The sequence below is a fragment of the Nocardia sp. NPDC056000 genome (assembly GCF_042269265.1).
Lineage (GTDB): Bacteria > Actinomycetota > Actinomycetes > Mycobacteriales > Mycobacteriaceae > Nocardia.
The window spans coordinates 100,336-117,576 of record NZ_JBHJXS010000020.1; the positions used below are offsets into that span (position 1 = coordinate 100,336).

The following is a 17,241-nucleotide window of genomic DNA, read 5'->3' on the forward strand; positions in this document are numbered from 1 at the left end:
CCGTCAGGTAACGAATCGATTGATTCACATCTGGAATCACCCGTTTCCTTTCAGCTAACATCCCCGCCGAGTGGCCGCTCCCGGCCACGGGGACAGTTCCGATCTGATGAGGGTGGTTTTCGGCGTGACTCGTCGGCATGACATGAATACCGGCGTTCGACGCGCCATCCGGCCCGCACTCGGCGCACTGCCGCTGGCCGTCGCCATCGCGTGCGCGGGCGTCGCACAGGCCATTCCGCAGCCCGGCGTGACCACCGGCCCCGCGCAGCCCGCCGCGCCGAGCGCGGACACCACGCGCCAGCCCGGCACCACGGTCGCGCCGCCCGCACCGCAGGTCAATTACGCGGTCCCGCAGGACCATCGGCCGGTCCCGGTCGAGACCGAGCCCGCGCCCGCCGTCAACTGGCAGCAGCTGCACGCGCCCGAACCGGTCGCACCGGTGGCCCCGATCGCGCCGCCGCCGCGCACCGTCCGCATCGGCGACTTCACCACCGCCGCACCCGACGCGCTGCCGGACGCCATCCTGAACCCCGTCAATGACGCGGCCGCGGGCACCGAAGCCGCCCTGTCCACCGGCCTCCAGTCGGTCGGCATCAACCCCTCCCGCTCGGACAAGATCGCCGCGGGCACCGCGGGCGGCGCGGTCCTCGGCGCGGCCATCGTCGGCATCCCGTCCGCCATCGGCGGCGCGATCGGCGGCGGCCTCATCGGCGCGGGCGTCGGCGCCGGCATCGGAGCCGGTATCGGCGTCGCCATCGTCGCCGGAACGGCCGTCGCGGCGGGCGTTCCCACCGGTGGCCTCGGCGCGGTCATCGCCGCCCCCGCCGCCGTCCCCGTCATCGGCGGCGGCGCTCTCATCGGCGCGGGCGTCGGCGCTGCCGCGGGCGCGGCCCTCGGCGCGGCGGCCATCGGCATCCCGGCCGCCGTCCTCGGCGGCGTAGCGGGCGGAGCCGCGGGCGGCTTCCTCGGCGGCGCGTTCTAACCCGAACCGAACAACCTGGCTGCCCGCGCCCCACCGGCGCGGGCGGCACCGAATCCGCCGGGCGGACAACGTGTATCGGCCCGGCACAGCGGTGGCCAACGTCCAATCATGGGCTTGTGGCACCGGAACGCGGCGCAGCGGCCAGGGCGAGCGGTCAACCAAGCAGCTCAGCGCTCAATTCGACACGCGGGCCGAGAACTCCAGAGCACCAGCGAGTCTCGGCGTGCCGGGGTGCGAGGTTTTCAACCCGGCACCTGCCTCGACGATCAGCGCGCACGATCTAACCGCCAGCTCAGCGGCATCCATGGCCCGAGATAGCCAGCGGGAACCGAATCAGTGAGCGGTCGGGGCATCGGAAGCGGCTGGCGCTCGTCAATTTCATATCGCTCGGTCAATCGATTCAATCTGATGAGGGTGGTGATCCGGCGTGAACCGTCGGCAGCTCGTGAACAAGACGGCGGTTCGCCGCGCCATGATCCTCGGCACGCTGCCGCTCGCGTTCGCCGTGGCGTGCTCCGGCACCGCTGAAGCACCCAGTGCGGCACCGGTATCCAGCCCGTCGGGCAGTTCCGGCACGGATGCGCAGCCCGGCGTGCTGCCGCCGGGGAGTGCTCCCGGCGGTGATCTCGCACCCGGTGCGGTACCGGGGATCACGCCCGGCACCCTGGCACCGGGAGCTCCGGGCGCGCAGCCCGGCGTGCAACCGGGACAGCCCGGAACCGCTTTCCCCACACCGCAATTCGGTGCCGGACAGTCACAGCCCGGCGTGACGTATCCGGCGGCCGATCGTGCGGGCGCGCGCCCCGGTCCGATCCAGCCGGGTGTGACGACCCCCAATCGCCCACCCGCACCGGCACAGCCGCAACCCCAGCCGCAGGCGGATTACGCGGTCCCGGCCAACTTCCGGCCCATCCCGCAGACGACACCGGCCCCGCCGGTGGATCTGCAAACGTTGCACGCGCCGACCGTCGTGCAGCCGGTCGCCCCCATCGCGCCGCCCCCGCGCACGCTGCGACTCGGTGACTTCACCTCTCCCGTACCGGATGACGTGCCCAATCCGGCACTGGACACGGTGAACAATGTCGCCGCCGGTGCCGAAGCCGCCATCGCCACGGGCTTCAACTCCATCGGCATCAACCCGAGCCGCTCCGACCGCATCGCGGCCGGAACCCTCGCCGGTGTCGCGGCGGGCGCGACGATCGGCGTGATCGGCGCGGGCGTCCCCGCCGCCATCGCGGGCGCGGTCCCCGGTGCGGTGGTCGGCGCGATCATCGGCGGCGTCGCGGGCGGAGCCCTCGGCACCATCGGCGCGACGGTCCTGCCCTGGACCGCCCCCATCGACATCCCCGGCGGTATCGCGGGCGGCACGCTCATCGGCGCGGCGGTCGGCGGCGCTGCCGGAGCCGCAGCGGCGGGTATCCCGGCGGCCGCCCTCGGCGGTATCGCGGGCGGCGTAGCAGGCGGCGCGGTCGGCGGTTTCCTCGGCGGCGCGTTCTGACCTGATCCGCCCTCGGGTCACATCGCGCTGAGAGATCGCGCGTAGTTGAGTTGGTGCATGACCATCGGGAAGGTCTGCTGGTCTTGGACCGGGATCATGGTGGAGTGGAAGCGGCCGCCGCCGGTTACGGTGACCTGGACATATCCGGCGATTACTCGTTCCTTGATGAGGAGGAAGAGTAGGCCGAGGAAGCAGAGGGGGAAGAAGAGGATGGCCAGCACCACGGCGTAGGCGGGGATGCGTTCGGCCGTTTGGGACATATCGGTCGCGGTCCAGATGGCACCGCGCAGCGGCAGCGTTCCGGACGGAGTGACCACCGCGCCGTCGACCACCGCGATATCGCCGATGGCGATCAGGAAATTCGGGGCGGGCTGTGCCACGGGCTGCGGCCAGACCTGTTGCGGTACAGGCAATCCGGGAGTCTGCGGGTACGGCATTCCCGATCCGGTCCCGGGTGCGCCGAATGCCGCCGGGTCATTGAATGGTCGTTGCTGGTACGGATCTGTCACGTGCGCCCTCCCTGATGTCACGCGGGATCCCCACCCGCGTCGCTTCGCACGATCGCCGGATGTGTGCCATCCCGCGCGATCCAGATCATTCTCATCCCGAATCATGGGACGCGCCCGGCGTTCTCACAGATCAGCGGAGCGGTGTTCCCGCGAATCAGAACAGCGTGGGCTCGCCGAAGCCGGGGGTGCGCTCGATTTCGAGCAGCCGCTGTTTGGTGTTGATGCCGCCGGGAGCCGAGAAGCCGTGCAGGGCATGGTCGGCGGTGAGGACGCGGTGACAGGGGACGATCAGGGGAATGGGGTTGCGGCCCAGGGATTGGCCTACGGCTTGCGCACCGCCGGGAGCGCCGATGCGGTTGGCGATATCGCCGTAGCTGAGGGTGTGGCCGGGGTGGATGGCCCGGGTTACCGCGTAGACGGCGCGATCGAAGTCGTTGAGCGGACTCACATCCAGCGGAATCCAGTCGAGATCGTCCAGGTCCCCCGCGAGGTGGGCGCGGATCTTCTCGATGGCCGCGGCGATCTCGGGTGTGGGTTCGGCTTCGCGGACGTCGTAGACGCGGTGCCTGCGCAGGATGTACGCGCGAGTGTCTTCCGGATCCGCCTCGGGAAGGGCGAAGCGCAGCACACCGGCGGCGCTCCAGGCGAGGGCGCAGGTGCCGATCGCGGTATCGAAGAGCGCCGCCGAGGCGAGCGGGCGGTCCGGGTGCGACATAGAGCCAGTGTGCACCGGGGTACCGACAAGTCCAGTTCCGGATGGCCAGCATCCATGAGCGGCAGGCACTTCAGACCAGTTGCCTAGAACTGGACTGTTTCCTCACGGCAGGGGATCTTCGCCAGATGCGGCAGTGGTGAGCGGCCGCGCCCGGTCAGCCGGGTCCGCCGGGCGACCAGCACGGCCGGTGGCTCGTCCTGATGCGCGTAGGCGGCGGCGAGGTCGGCGTACTGCCTGGCCCCGTCGTATTCCGCGACCGACCAGTCCGACATCGGCGCATGCGGGCGGTACTTCTCCAGCAGTGCACCCCAACGCTCATCCGGCGTGGGAGCGAACCGGTACACGATTCCGGCGAAGGCCGCGACAACCAGCAGGGAGATGAGCATTGCGATCATTATTCGATGGTGGCCCCCGCTGGACTTGAAGAAAATATCCAGTACCCGGATACTGGCCTTTATGGCGATACGAGTGATCGGGGCAGCCAGCCTCACCCGCGACCTGGGGCGCTGGCGGCAGGACGAGCCCGGCTCCCCGGCGGCCGAGACCAAACGCAGCAGCAGGCCCGCGTACGTGGCGCTGGCCGAGAGCATTCGACTGCTCATCCACGACGGCCGCGCACCCCTGGGCGTCGCGCTGCCCAGTGAGCGCGATCTGGCCACCAGCCTGCATGTCAGCCGCACCACGGTGACCTCCGCGTACGCGCTGCTGCGCGAACACGGCTATCTGATCAGCAGGCAGGGTTCACGCAGTACGGTCGCGCTGCCGCCGACCGTGGTGCACGACGGCACCAAACCCGCGCGCAGCCTGCTCGCCATGATGGCGCAGCCCGAACTCCCGACCATCGATATGACGTACGCGGCCATGTCCGCGCCGATCGAGATGACGGACGCGTACACCACTGCGCTGCAAGGACTTCCGACATATCTGGGCACGCACGGCATGGACCCGGTCGGCATGCTCATGCTGCGCGAGGCGCTGGCCCGCCGGTACACCGAACGCGGCCTGCCGACCGATCCGGATCAGATCCTGGTCACGCTCGGCGCACAGCACGGGCTGCGATTGCTGCTCAATGTGCTCACCACACCGGCCGAACGCGTGCTGATCGAGCACCCTTCGTACCCGAACGCCATCGAGGCGATCCGCGACGTCGGCGCGCGCCCGGTGCCGGTGCCATTGCGCCCGGACGGCTGGGATCTGGATGGAATCCGCAGTGCCGCAAGGCAAACCGCGGCCAGCGTCGCGTATCTGGTGCCGGATTACCACAATCCGACCGGGCTGCTGCTGCCCGCCGAGGGTCGCGCCGAACTGGCCGCTATCGCCCGCGAAACCCGCATGACGGTGATCGTCGACGAATCCATGGTCGACCTGCATCTCACCGATCACGAAATCATGCCGCCCGCAGCGTCATTCGCGCGCGGTTCGGAGATCGTCACCATCGGTTCGGCCTCGAAATCCTTCTGGGGCGGTCTGCGCGTCGGCTGGGTGCGCGCGAATCAATCGCTGATCACCAAACTGCTCGGCACCCGCTCCACGGTGGACCTGGGCACCCCGGTGATGGATCAGCTGGCCACGGTGCATCTGCTCCAGCACGAGGACGAAATCCTCACCGTGCGAAGGGAACAACTGCGTTGCCGCCGCGCGGCGATGCTCGAGGCACTCGCCGAGGACCTGCCCGATTGGCGGGTCTCCCCCGGCGCGGGCGGCATGTCACTGTGGGCGCAACTCCCCGCCCCGGTCTCCACCGCCTTGGCCGCGACGGCCCCGAACCACGGCGTATTACTCGCCGCCGGACCGCGTTTCGGCGTGCAGGGCGCGTTCGAGCGATTCCTCCGACTGCCATATACGCACGAGGAAGCCGACATTCGTGTCGCGGTGAAATCGCTCGCGGCGGCCTACGCGTCATTGACCCCGCACGCGGCCGAACCACTCGCCCCGCTGACCTGCTACTGAAGAACCCCCGCTGAAATGAGTCACCCCCGTTGCGTTTTCACGCAACGGGGGTGGAATTCTCAGACAGAGAAACGATCTCGGGATCTACTCCCGCGCTCTCAACTCAGGATGTCGTGGCGCACGATCGTCTGATCGCGGCCCGGGCCGACGCCGATGCAGGACATCCGCGCACCCGAAAGCTCTTCCAGCCGCAGCACGTACGCCTGTGCGTTCGCGGGTAGGTCGTCGAAAGTCCGCGCCCCGGAGATGTCCTCCCACCAGCCCGGCATCTCTTCGTAGATCGGCTTGGCGTGGTGGAAATCGGTTTGCGTGGTGGGCATTTCGTCGAACCGCTCACCGTCGATCTCATAGGCGACGCAGATCGGGATGGTGTCCAGGCTGGACAGCACGTCGAGCTTGGTGAGGAAGTAGTCGGTGATGCCGTTGACGCGGGTGGCATAGCGGCCGATCACGGCGTCGAACCAGCCGGTGCGGCGGGCGCGGCCGGTGGTGACGCCGACCTCGCCGCCGGTCTTGGCCAGGTACGCGCCGGACTCGTCGAAGAGTTCGGTCGGGAACGGGCCGGAGCCGACGCGGGTGGTGTACGCCTTCAGGATGCCGAGCACGGTCTCGATCTTGTTGGGGCCGATGCCCGAACCGACCGCCGCGCCGCCCGAGGTCGGGTTGGAGGATGTGACGTACGGGTAGGTGCCGTGGTCGACGTCCAGCAGGGTGCCCTGCGAACCCTCCAGCAGCACGATCTCATCGCGCTCGAGCGCCTGGTTGAGCAGCAGGCGGGTATCGGAGATGCGGTGCTTGAAGCCTTCGGCCTTCTCCAGCACCTCGTCGACGACCTGCTGCGGGTCCAGCGCGCGCCGGTTGTAGATCTTCACCAGCACCTGGTTCTTGAATTCCAGTGCGGCCTCGACCTTCTGGGTGAGGATCTTCTCATCCAGCACGTCGGCGACACGGACGCCGACGCGGGCGACCTTGTCCTGGTAGCAGGGCCCGATGCCACGTCCGGTGGTGCCGATCTTCTTATTGCCGAGGAAGCGCTCGGTGACCTTATCGATGGCCACGTGGTACGGCATGATCAGGTGCGCGTCGGCCGACAGCAGCAGGCGGGAGGTGTCCACGCCGCGCTGTTCCAGGCCCGCGAGTTCGGTGAGCAGCACGCCCGGATCGATCACCACGCCGTTGCCGATGACGTTTGTCACACCGGGGGTGAGAATGCCGGACGGAATCAGATGCAGTGCGAAGTTGTCGCCATTGGGCAGCACCACGGTGTGACCCGCGTTATTGCCGCCCTGATAGCGCACAACCCATTGGACGCGGCCACCGAGCAGGTCGGTCGCTTTGCCCTTGCCCTCGTCGCCCCACTGGGCGCCGATCAGCACGATTGCCGGCATTAGAAGACTCCTACGGGTTCGACGCGCAGCATCGGTGATGCTGCAGCTACCCGCCGTCAGAAGGCGGTGGCCGGAGGCACAGTCTAGTAGATGCTCGAATACGCCCAGGTTCGCGACCCGGCACGGGACGAAACCGACGTAACGGGTGGGCTTCGAAGGCGGCGCCGCAAATGAACCGGGGCTATGGTGGCACGGGGAGTCGGGCCGGTAAGACGGCCCGCAGGAGCGCAGTGAGGCGATGGTGTTGTCAGGTCAGAGGAGGGTGTACGGCAGTTGAGTACCCATGTTCTCCGCTGCGACGGCGCACCCGTACCGATCGCACTCGCTTCGCTACCGCTCACCCAGACTTCCGCCATACCGGACACCAATGTGCTGGACGAGTTGCTGCCCGTGATGGCCGCCGACAGTCTGCCGCGGCTCATCGTGCTCGGTGAGGACGCCGGACTCGCGGCCGTGCTCACCCATCTGATGCGCACCGAACGCCTCGGCGTCGAAATCGGTTACGTCCCCGTCGACCGCACCTACGGTTCGCGCGCCTACGAAACCGGCACCGGATCCGCCGCCGCCAAGCGCGCGCTGGAAGGTAAGCCGACCGAGACCCCGCTCATTCGCGATGACACCGGCAAGGTGCTGATCGGCCGCGCCACCCTGGTCGGCGAGAACGGTGAGAAGCTCGAAGGCGAAGCGTACGTGGACGACACGCGGTTGTTCACCGGTAAGGTCTCGGCGCTGCTGGTGTCACCGACACTGGAGATGCCCGGGCTGCACGCCAGCGCGCAACGCGGGATCCTCGGTAAGAAACGCTGGGCGCAGGGGCGTGCCATGCAACTCGGCACGCGCGGCGCGATCGTCACCCGGGACGGCATCACCACCGATAAGCCGGTGCGGCGATCCACGTTCTACCGGCATCATGAGCCGTGGTTGCTGGTCCGCTGATCTTCACCCGGTGCATCCGGGGTCCATTCAAGGAGTCCGATGAGTAGTCCTCGCGCGATCGGCCGTGCCTCGGGGGCGGTGCGCCCGAGCCCGGTGTTCCTGCTCGTCGTCGCGATCGCGGTGGCGGGCGGGGTGGTGGCCTGGACCGCGGATCTGCTGTCCAATCAGGCGAAATTCGGGGTTTTCCTGATGGTGGTGGCGGGCTGGGTGGTGTCCATCTGCCTGCACGAGTTCGCGCACGCTTTCGTCGCGTATCGCGCCGGGGACCGCGAAGTCGAGTTGCGCGGGTACCTCACCTTGAATCCGCTCAAATACAGTCATCCGCTGCTGTCGATCGGATTGCCGCTGCTGTTCATCGCGATCGGCGGGTTCGCGCTGCCGGGTGGTGCGGTCTACGTGAACTCGAACAGTTTCAGCGCCAAGATCCGGCGGATTCTCAGTGGTGCGGGACCGGCGTCCAATCTGCTGTGCGCGATCGTGCTGTTGATCATCGTGAAGCTGTGGGGCAGTTCGTATTCGCATGCCGCGTTCTGGTTCGGGCTGAGCTATCTGGCGTTCCTGCAGATCATGGCCACCGTACTCAATCTGATCCCGGTGCCGGGCACGGACGGGTACGGGATTCTGGAACCGTCGCTGAGCTATGAGACGCGGCGATCGATGGATCAGATCAAGCCGTACGGGATTCTGATCCTGGTCGCGCTGCTGTTCGTGCCGCAGATCAATATCGCGTTCTTCAACGGGATTCGGGCGCTGTTCGAACTGTCGGGCGTGCCGTCGATCTGGTCGGATTTCGGTTCGACGCTGACGCGTTTCTGGCGCTGAGCCGACTCAATCGACCGGTGTCACATAGGGATTCGGGACGGTCGGCGGGAGCATGGCGATCGAGGAAAGCCTGCGCATCCCGCACACCTGCATGAGGTCCACCACGATCGACCGGATCTGCGCGAACACCACGTGCGCGGAGATGCCCGCGCCGTCCACCAGATCCTTGGTCGCGCCCTTGGCGACCGTGCGCAGCACGCGGGTGGCCTCGGCGGCATCGGGTTGATCGCCCGGATCCGCGAGCACCATCTGGCGCACCATATCCACGGCCTGGCCGAGCCGTTCGACTTCGAGAGTCAGTCGCGGATCCAGGATTTCGTCATCGCGCACCAGGGACAGGGCGCGGCGCAGCAGGACTCGCGAATTGCGGACGGCATTGTCCAGCGGGTCCGCGACCTCGCGCAGGCGTTCCAGGCGGGCGCGCGAATTCCAGTACAGCGGTGAGATTCTGCTGATCTCGCGACCGCCCTCGAGGGTGCTGCGCAGGGTGTCGAGATTGCTCTGGGTGCCGCGTACGGCCTCCAGCGCGACCTTGATCTTCTCCGCGTCATGCTCCAAAAGCCCCGCGGCGCACTCGGTCAGCGAGGTGCCCATGACGCCGAGAATGTCCGCGGCCTGCTGCCGGGCGCGGCGCACCGGATGCAGCGGAATCGCCGCCACCACCACGATGCCGACCATGCCGCCGACCAGTGCGTCGATGATGCGCAGATTCGAATTGCCGCTCGCCGGCGGCAGCAGCGTCGCCACCAGCACCGCCGAGGACGCGGCCTGCATGGTGATGACCGGGCCGCCGTCCAGGAATACGGCCGTGCACATGGCGAAGATGACCAGCACCGAGATCTGCCAGATGCCCGTCCCCGCCCAGGAGACGAACAGATCGCCGATGCCGATGCCGACCGCGACGCCGACGATCAATTCGACCGCGCGGCGCAACCGCGCGCCGAACGAGACGCCGATCGAGATCATGGCGGCCATCGGCGCGAAGAACGGTTGCGGATGGCCGACGATATTGTGCGCGATGAACCAGGCCACGCCCGCGCCGACCGCGCACTGCACGATCGGCAGCAGCGAGGACCGCACCCGCTTCGCGGCGGTGCGCATGCGCGTGACGCCGCTGTCCTTGGCGGCGTCGAACGTGGTGCCTAGGCCACTGCTCAAATCAGTCGAGACCGAGTTCGGCGGCGGCGCGCGGGTCGCAATCCTCGAGCAGATCCAGGCAGCGCGCGTACTCGTCGGTCTCGCCGATGGTGCGGGCCGCGCGGGCCAGCGCGCCGACGCTGCGCAGGAAACCCTGATTGGGTTCGTGGCTCCACGGCACCGGGCCGAAACCCTTCCAGCCGTTGCGGCGCAACAGGTCCAGGCCGCGGTGGTAGCCGGTGCGGGCGAACGCGTACCCGGCGAGGGTGTCGGCGTTCACCTCGTTATCGCCACGCTCGAGGGCGCCTTCGGCCAGATAGGCCCAGGCGATGGAGGCTGTCGGATGCGCGGCCGCGACCACTACCGGGTCCTGCTTGTTCAGCAACGCGTCCTCGGCGTCGGTGTTTTCCGGAAGCAGTACCGGCTGGGGTCCGAGCAGATCACCGAAGGAGGTCATGCCGATCATTCTGCACCGACCGCGCGAATGCTCAGTAGGCTGACCGTCGAATCACAGTTCCGCCGAACCGAGGGGTAGCGCGTGTCCGACTCGAACGACGACCAGCAGCCACAGGACCCTGCCCGCCAGGCAGCTCCCGGCAAGGGCGCCGACAAGGACACATCAGCCGCCCCCGAAACCGCGGCCACCGAGGTGATCCACACCGCCAAGCCGGGCTTCGCCACCATCAAATACGAGCCCGCCCAACCGGTCTCCGAAGGCCCCACCACCCGAATCCCCGCCACCCCCCGCCCCGAGCACACCCCGGGCGGACAGCAACCGACCGCGAATCAGGGTGCGCCCGCCGCGAATCAAGGTGCCCCCACGCAGTCGGGCGCGCCGCAGAGCGCGCCGAGCTCGCCCGCCCCCGCACCCGCGAACCAGAACGAAGCCAACCGGCCGGGCGCACCCGGCCAACCGGGCGAAATTTCCCAGCGCGGGGAAGCGAGTCAACAGCCCAACACGGCGAACCAGCAGGGCGCGGCACAACAGGGCGGCCCGGCCAACCAGCAAGACCCTGCGCGACAGGGCAGCCCCGCGAACCAGCAAGGCGCGGCGCAGCAAAGCCGTCCGGCCGACCAGCAGGGCGCGGCGCAACAGAGCCGTCCCGCCGACCAGCAGGGCTCAGCGCAGGGTGCGCCTGCTCCGCAGGGTGGCGCGCAGCCGAGCGGAGCGGGCGAGGCTTCGGGTCGTGGCGCGAACGCGGCGGACTCCGGAAACCCGCCTCCCTCAGCGGATGTCACCACTCAGTTCAAGGTCGTCCCCCGCGCGGACGCTTCCGGCGCGCAGGCGGGCGGCCCTTCCGGTCAGCCGAATAACGCTGCCGGACAGCCCGTTTCGCCCACCGGTCAGCCCGGCGACGCCTCCGCCGCGAGTGGCGGCACGTCGGCCGCCGGCGGACAGGGTACTTCCGGCGACGAACAGCCGGGAGCGGATGCCGCTGCGGCCGGGGGCGTGAGCGAATCGGCCGATGCGGGAACGAAGGACTCCGCCGATCAGGATGCGCCCCAGGGACCTGACGAAGTTTCGGGGACTGGCGGGGACGCCGGGTCGCCGGATTCGAAAACCGTTGTGATGAAGCAGGTTCCGGCGGGGGCGGAGGATGCCACCACCATGTTGCCGGTGGTCACTCCGGATCAGGCGACCGAGAAGATGCGGGTTTCCGGGCCGCAGGGGCGGGCTGTGAGCAAGCCGCCCGCTTCGCCTCGGATGAATCAGGGGCCCAGGAATGTGGGGCCGCGCGGGGGTGCGCCGGATCAGGGTGGAGCGGTCGAGGAGACTCGGCCCGCGCCGCCGCGTCCGCCGCACGCGCCGCGTCGGCCCGCCAGTGCGCCCTCCCCCGCCGATATGCAGCCGACCGCGCCCGCCGTGCCGATTCGCGGGCCGAGGGCCATGCCGCCCGGGCCGCAGCGGGTCGGACCCGGCGCACCGCCGCAGGGACCGAACGGGCAGGGCGGACCCGGACAGGGCGCGCCGCAAGGGCCCGGTGGACCTGCGCAAAGTGGACCCCAGGGGCCGGGTGGACCGGGACAGCGCGGGCCTCAGGGACCCGGCGCTCCCGTCTCGGGCGGACAGGGACAAGGCGGGCAGCAGAGCCAAAGCGGACCCGGACAGGGTGGACCGCAAGGCCAGGGTGCACCCGGACAGATTGGGCCACAGGGTAAGGGTGGACCTGCCCAGGGTGGACCGGGCGGCGTGCCGATGACCAAGCCGGGTGGCGTTGGGGCACCGGGGTTGGCCGGGGCGGCGGCGGGTGGAGCCGGTGGTGCGCAGGGAGGGGCGGGTGTTCAGGGGGTTGGACAGCGGCCTCAGGATGGGCAGTGGGGTCAGGAATCGCAGCGGCCTCAGGATGGGCAGGGTGCGCCGCGGCCGATTGCCACGCCGCAGCGGGTGCCCGCGGCGGGTGAGAGCGATGCCGCGCCCGCGAAAGCCGGTGCGGGAAGCAAGAATCGGGTGCTGTTGCTGGCGGGGATCGCGGCGGCGGTGGTGATCGCGGTGATCATCGGCATCGTGGTGATGGTGGCCGGCGGGTCGGACGATTCGCCGGAGACGCAGGTGAAGGGCGCTATTTCTACCTACACCGATGGGCTGGCGACCGGGGATCTGGAGAAGTTGCGCGGGATCACCTGCGGTGCGCAGCATGACTTCTATCAGAAGATCTCGGCTGATCAGTTCGCCGGTGTGTATCGAACTTCCAAGGAGCAGAAGAGCATTCCGGTGGTGAAGAGTGTGGATGCCATCCGCATCACCGGTGATGCCGCGCTGGCGCAGGCGACCGTCTACACCGAGGCGGATCCGTCCAAGCAGTCGGCGCGCACCTTCGACCTGCAGCGCACCTCCGATGGGTGGAAGGTCTGTGATCCGGCCAACGGATAGCGGATCTCGACTAACGGATCGGACCCTCGCGCAGATGTTCTGATCGGGCGGGTGTCGCATTAGCGCCCCTGCCCGCGATGAACATCACATACACCTGGTCAACAGTCCGACTCGCCAGTAATATGGCGCAGATTGTCTGGGCCAGCCACGATGGGGTGTCGGCGCCTCCACCGGCGGTAAGCCGTGGTTTTGTGCTGACACCGATCGGGCACGGTCCTACCGGGTTTCGATTGTGCAGGGAGCTGAACCATGCCGGAGACGGCCGAGGCGATTGCCGCCACCACCGCCACCGATCTGGTCGGTCGGCATTTTCGCGTACGTGACCATTACGACGTCGGCCGGGAGAAGATCCGGGAGTTCGCACGCGCCGTGCGCAACCACCACCCCGCCCACCACCGCGAGGACGATGCGCTCGCGCTCGGTTACGCCGGGCTGCTGGCCTCGCCGACCTTCGCGTCCGTCATCGGCGCCGCCACCACCCGTTCGCTGATCGGTTCCGTGCTCACCGAGTACGACGTCTCGCAGTTCATGCAGACCGATCAGATCTTCGAGTACCACCGCCCGATCCTGGACAACGACCTGCTGTCGGTCGATGTGCTGATCGAGCAGATCCGTTCCTACGGCGATAACGACTTCCTCACCGTCAAGGTGACCATGAGCGATGCCGACGCGCTGCCGGTGCTGGTCGCGACCACCACCATCGTGGCCCGCAAGGGTGTCGAGATCGATCCGGCCGCCGTGGAGACCGTTTCGGGCGTGCTCATGCACGGCCATGTCCCCGAGGATCAGGCCACCGATCCGACCGGGCTCATCCTGCTCGCGCCGGAGGATGTCGCGGAATTGCGCGATCCCGCCCCCGCGCTGCCGGTGCAGACCACCCCGACCGCCGCGACCCTGGCCGCGGGCACCGAACTGCCGCCCGGCAAGGTGCCCGTCACCCGCGGCGATCTGGTGAATTACGCGGGCGTCTCGGGCGATCCGAACCCGATCCACTTCAGCGATGCCGCCGCCCAGCTGGTCGGCCTGCCGACCGTGGTCGCGCACGGCATGCTCACCATGGGCCTGACCGCCAGCTACCTGGTGAACTGGCTCGGCGATCCGGCCGCGCTGAGCAAGTTCAGCGTGCGCTTCTCCGGCTTCGTCCCGGTGGAGCCGACCGCCCCGACCTTCGTCGATTTCACCGGCAAGGTGAAGTCGGTGGACGCCGAAACCGGTTCCGCCACCATCGTTCTCGGCGCGACCTCGGAGGGCAAGAAGCTCTTCGGCCGCGCGGTGGCCGAGGTCCGGCTCTCCTGACGCACTGAAACCGCTTGGGCGGCATCGCGATCCGATCGCGGTGCCGCCTTTCGCGTCAGTTCAGGGTGGCGTGCATCAGGTAGACGTTGTAGTCGCTCCAGGTCGACATGGTGAAGTAGAGCTCGTTGCCGGTCGACCAAGGGTGGATGAAACCGCCGTAGAGTTCCGGGAATTGCATCGCGCTCACCGTCGCCGCGCCCGGGGACCAGACGCCCTGCGGTGAATCCGATTCACGCACAACGAGAGCCGCCTTCGCGGTGTCCAGGTAGCTCATCTGCCAGATCTTGCGCACGGCGTCGTAGCGCACGGACAACTCCGCCACCGGAGCGTCGACAATCGGTGTGGCGGAGGTGTATCCGCCGACCGGGGTCCATTCACCATCGCGCCAGTACTGGTACGCGGTGGTGTTGAGCACCTGATCCTTCGGCACCCGCGCCAGGCCCACCGAGGCCAGGCGGGTGTTGGGCGTGCCGAACATGTAAACGTAGTCGCCCGCCGGGACCATGGCCGAGACCTGGAAGTTGGAGACGCCGAAGATGTTGTCCCACTTGGCGTGTGCGTCCTTGGTCCAGGTGCGGCCGTGATCGTCGGAGTAGGCGATGCCGCCGTAGTTGGTGTACCAGGTGCCCGGGATGCTGTTCCAGGTGCGAATGGACATGTAGCTCATGTACTGCCGGTCACCGAGCGCGAAACCGGAGGTCGGGATGGTGGTGATCTCGATATTGTCGAGCTTCTTGCTGGACAGCAGTTCGGTGGCGTGACAGCGCGAGTCGGTGACCATGCTGTCGAAGGTGACGCCGTCCGCGAGGTTCTTGTCGGTGCTGAAGGCGAGCAGATTGCTGCGCCAGTCCTCGCCCATACCGCCGGGCGGATGGAAGTCGTGGCCGACGGTGTCACCGAAGGCGATGGCGATCTCGCCGGGTGCGCTCTCCCACATGATGCCCAGGTCGGTGCCCTGCACCTGCCAGCGCTTATCGGTGCGGTTGATGGAATTGGCCCCGGTCAGCTTGGCGACCTCGCGGACGTCGGTGACCTGCGGCATGGCCCGGGCGGGCGTCAGCGGCGCGGCTTCGACGCCGGGGTGCGCGGGTTCTGGACCGGGCGGCACGGCGGGCGGATTCGGGTTGGGGAAGGCGAAATTGAACGGCTGCGGATGCAGGATGAGGCGCGGAATGCCCAGCTGCTCATTGAGACTCGGCGGCGGGGCGGGCAGATCGGTGAGATCCGGGCAGGGGTTGACGCACGGATCGCCGGGCAGCTCCATATCGATCCGCTTGGTGTTCTCCACCGGCGGTCCGGGGTCGACGGTGACGACCGGATAGGTGATCGGCACCTCGATGGTTTTCGGCACCAGCGATTCGTGGACCGGGGCGGGATCGGTGTGACAGGGTCCGATGCCCGGAATCCCTTCCACCGCACCGTGTTCCGCGGGGGCCGCCAGGGCGGTCGCGGGGTGCGCGCCGACCAGCGCGCCGGCCCCGAACACCATTGCTCCCACCGCGGCGAGCAGCCGTTCGGCCATGCACCAACCTCTCGCCATTCGGGCTCATCGGACACATCCGGCAGGAGACCCTACCCGCGGCGGGCGGCGAACAGCGGGCACTCGCCCAAGATCAACCGAAATCGATATCCGGCGTGCCGCGGCCCGGATCTCCGCGAACCGAAACCAACTGGGCAGCAGGGTAATACAGTGGAGAGGTGTACGTGCAGGACGTGACCCTGACCGGGACCATCAGCGCCGAACTGGCCGAGGAGCTGGCCTACCTCACCAGCAGGCATACCTCGCACATCATCCTGACCTGCAAGGAACACCGGCTCTTCGTCGGCCTGCTACCCATGTGCCTGGACGATCTACAGCTACGCGCGGGCGATATCGTCACCGTCACGGTGAGCGGCGGCTACAAACCACCCGACACCGAGGACCGGCAGGCGCTGCGCGAGGCGGTGGAACTGCTGGCCAAGGCCGGAGCCTGACCTCGAGCCAGGCTCAGCGCACCGCCTGGAACACGAACACCGTCGCCCCGATCCGGATGGCGTCACCGTCGGCGAGCACCGCGGCGCTCTCGATGGCCTGCTCGTTGATGTAGACCCCGTTCGCCGATCCGAGGTCCTTGATCAGCAGTCCGGCCCGGCTGGGCGTGATCTGCGCGTGGTACCGGCTGGCCTTGGGATCGTCGAGCACCAGATCGTTATCGGTCATGCGGCCGATCTTCATTCCGCCCACCGCGATCGGAATCATCCGGCCCTCGGCGGTCAGCAATTGCCCGGCCCGCACCGCGCGCGGCATTTCGGTGACGGTCTCGGTCATGGCCTTGGCCATCCGCTCGACCTCGGCGATCTGCCCGGTCTGCAATGGTTCCTGGCGCAGCACCTGCTGTTCCAGCGCGATGATCGCCGGTCCCGGATCGATGCCGAGTTCATCGGACAGCACCCCGCGCACCCGGCGGCACGCCTCGAGCGCGTCGGCCTGCCGCCCGGACAGGTACAGCGCCGTGATCAGCTGCGCCCACAGCGGTTCGCGCAGCGGATGCGCGTTGGTCATCGCGACCAGTTCACCGACCACGGCGGACGCACGCCCGCAGGCGATTTCGGCGTCCACGCGTGCGGAGGCGACCAGCAGTCGCTCCTCATCCATTGCGGTGGCGAAACTTTCGGCGAACGACAGCCCGGACAGATCGTCCAGGGCGCGACCGGTCCACTGCGCCAGCGCATCCGCGTACAGCCGCGCCGCGCGCTCATGATCGCCCTGGTTCGCGGCCTCGGTGCCCGAACGCCGAATGCTCTCGAACCGTCCGAGATCGCAATGCTCATCGGAGATTTCGAGCCGGTACCCGGACGATTCGGTGCGCAGCACCGTGCCCGGATCGACGCCCGCGTTGCGCAGCGTCTTGCGAATATTGGAGACGAACACCTGCAGGCTGGCCTGATAGGAGTCCGGCGGCTCGTCATTCCAGACGATGTCCGCCAGCGCCTGCGACGACACCGCACGCCGCCGGTTCACCGTCAACGCGGCCAGCAGTGCACGTGGCTTGGGGCCGCCGACCAGCACTGGACGGCCGCCGACCAGCACTTGCACAGGCCCGAGGACCCGCACATCGAGAGTCATTGCGCTGCACCTCGTATAGAAAAGCGAACC

The 17,241-nt window shown here is 68.3% G+C and carries 16 protein-coding genes; 8 read left to right on the forward strand and 8 right to left on the reverse strand.

The features are described from left to right. Positions 1-124 precede the first annotated feature (124 nt). Positions 125-982: a hypothetical protein gene (locus tag ACFC4D_RS42960; RefSeq protein ID WP_376072238.1), complete on the forward strand. Its 858-nt coding sequence runs from the start codon at positions 125-127 to the stop codon at positions 980-982. A gap of 427 nt (positions 983-1,409) precedes the next feature. Then, entirely contained in the window at positions 1,410-2,480 is a 1,071-nt protein-coding gene (locus ACFC4D_RS42965) for a hypothetical protein (protein ID WP_376072241.1), read from the forward strand. A gap of 17 nt (positions 2,481-2,497) precedes the next feature. Here the strand turns inward: ACFC4D_RS42965 and ACFC4D_RS42970 are convergent, their stop codons facing one another. From ACFC4D_RS42970 to ACFC4D_RS42980, 3 genes are all read right to left on the reverse strand, one after another. Then, positions 2,498-2,989 (reverse strand): hypothetical protein, encoded by a 492-nt coding sequence (locus ACFC4D_RS42970; RefSeq protein WP_375960957.1) that lies wholly within the window; start codon positions 2,987-2,989, stop codon positions 2,498-2,500. Positions 2,990-3,143: 154 nt separating this feature from the next. Next, positions 3,144-3,704 (reverse strand): methylated-DNA--[protein]-cysteine S-methyltransferase, encoded by a 561-nt coding sequence (locus ACFC4D_RS42975; RefSeq protein WP_375960958.1) that lies wholly within the window; start codon positions 3,702-3,704, stop codon positions 3,144-3,146. An 83-nt stretch (positions 3,705-3,787) separates the two neighbouring features. Further along, on the reverse strand, positions 3,788-4,099 hold the full coding sequence (locus ACFC4D_RS42980) for a hypothetical protein (RefSeq protein ID WP_376072244.1): 312 nt from the start codon (positions 4,097-4,099) through the stop codon (positions 3,788-3,790). A gap of 61 nt (positions 4,100-4,160) precedes the next feature. Here ACFC4D_RS42980 and ACFC4D_RS42985 point away from each other — a divergent pair, with 61 nt between their 5' ends. Further along, positions 4,161-5,654 carry a PLP-dependent aminotransferase family protein gene (locus ACFC4D_RS42985; RefSeq protein WP_375960962.1) on the forward strand — a complete coding sequence of 498 codons (1,494 nt, stop codon included), beginning with the start codon at positions 4,161-4,163 and terminating at the stop codon, positions 5,652-5,654. A gap of 98 nt (positions 5,655-5,752) precedes the next feature. Here the strand turns inward: ACFC4D_RS42985 and ACFC4D_RS42990 are convergent, their stop codons facing one another. After that, the gene (locus ACFC4D_RS42990) at positions 5,753-7,042 is read right to left on the reverse strand and encodes an adenylosuccinate synthase (RefSeq protein WP_364649829.1); all 1,290 of its coding nucleotides are present in this window, start codon (positions 7,040-7,042) and stop codon (positions 5,753-5,755) included. Between the two features lie 273 nt (positions 7,043-7,315). Between ACFC4D_RS42990 and ACFC4D_RS42995 the strand changes: the two genes are divergently transcribed. Further along, positions 7,316-7,978: a hypothetical protein gene (locus tag ACFC4D_RS42995; protein WP_364649832.1), complete on the forward strand. Its 663-nt coding sequence runs from the start codon at positions 7,316-7,318 to the stop codon at positions 7,976-7,978. A 39-nt stretch (positions 7,979-8,017) separates the two neighbouring features. Beyond that, positions 8,018-8,800 carry a site-2 protease family protein gene (locus ACFC4D_RS43000; protein ID WP_375960967.1) on the forward strand — a complete coding sequence of 261 codons (783 nt, stop codon included), beginning with the start codon at positions 8,018-8,020 and terminating at the stop codon, positions 8,798-8,800. Positions 8,801-8,806: 6 nt separating this feature from the next. On the opposite strand, the gene ACFC4D_RS43005 is transcribed toward ACFC4D_RS43000, so the two are convergent. Together ACFC4D_RS43005 and ACFC4D_RS43010 are read right to left on the reverse strand one after the other, a co-directional pair. Further along, entirely contained in the window at positions 8,807-9,901 is a 1,095-nt protein-coding gene (locus tag ACFC4D_RS43005; RefSeq protein WP_376072308.1) for an aromatic acid exporter family protein, read from the reverse strand. Positions 9,902-9,959: 58 nt separating this feature from the next. Continuing rightward, positions 9,960-10,394, reverse strand: a complete 435-nt coding sequence (locus ACFC4D_RS43010; RefSeq protein ID WP_376072247.1) for a DUF3151 domain-containing protein — start codon at positions 10,392-10,394, stop codon at positions 9,960-9,962. Between the two features lie 81 nt (positions 10,395-10,475). Between ACFC4D_RS43010 and ACFC4D_RS43015 the strand changes: the two genes are divergently transcribed. Next, the gene (locus ACFC4D_RS43015) at positions 10,476-12,809 is read left to right on the forward strand and encodes a hypothetical protein (protein WP_376072250.1); all 2,334 of its coding nucleotides are present in this window, start codon (positions 10,476-10,478) and stop codon (positions 12,807-12,809) included. 249 nt (positions 12,810-13,058) lie between these two features. Further along, complete coding sequence (locus ACFC4D_RS43020; protein WP_364636192.1) at positions 13,059-14,105, forward strand: fused (3R)-hydroxyacyl-ACP dehydratase subunits HadA/HadB; 1,047 nt, start codon at positions 13,059-13,061, stop codon at positions 14,103-14,105. Between the two features lie 55 nt (positions 14,106-14,160). Here ACFC4D_RS43020 and ACFC4D_RS43025 read toward each other — a convergent pair whose 3' ends face one another. After that, the gene (locus tag ACFC4D_RS43025; protein ID WP_375960973.1) at positions 14,161-15,627 is read right to left on the reverse strand and encodes a DUF4185 domain-containing protein; all 1,467 of its coding nucleotides are present in this window, start codon (positions 15,625-15,627) and stop codon (positions 14,161-14,163) included. A gap of 176 nt (positions 15,628-15,803) precedes the next feature. Here ACFC4D_RS43025 and ACFC4D_RS43030 point away from each other — a divergent pair, with 176 nt between their 5' ends. Beyond that, positions 15,804-16,079, forward strand: coding sequence for a hypothetical protein (locus ACFC4D_RS43030; protein ID WP_364636198.1), 276 nt, complete (start codon positions 15,804-15,806; stop codon positions 16,077-16,079). Positions 16,080-16,092: 13 nt separating this feature from the next. On the opposite strand, the gene ACFC4D_RS43035 is transcribed toward ACFC4D_RS43030, so the two are convergent. Then, positions 16,093-17,211, reverse strand: a complete 1,119-nt coding sequence (locus tag ACFC4D_RS43035; RefSeq protein WP_364636201.1) for a BTAD domain-containing putative transcriptional regulator — start codon at positions 17,209-17,211, stop codon at positions 16,093-16,095. Positions 17,212-17,241 lie beyond the last annotated feature (30 nt).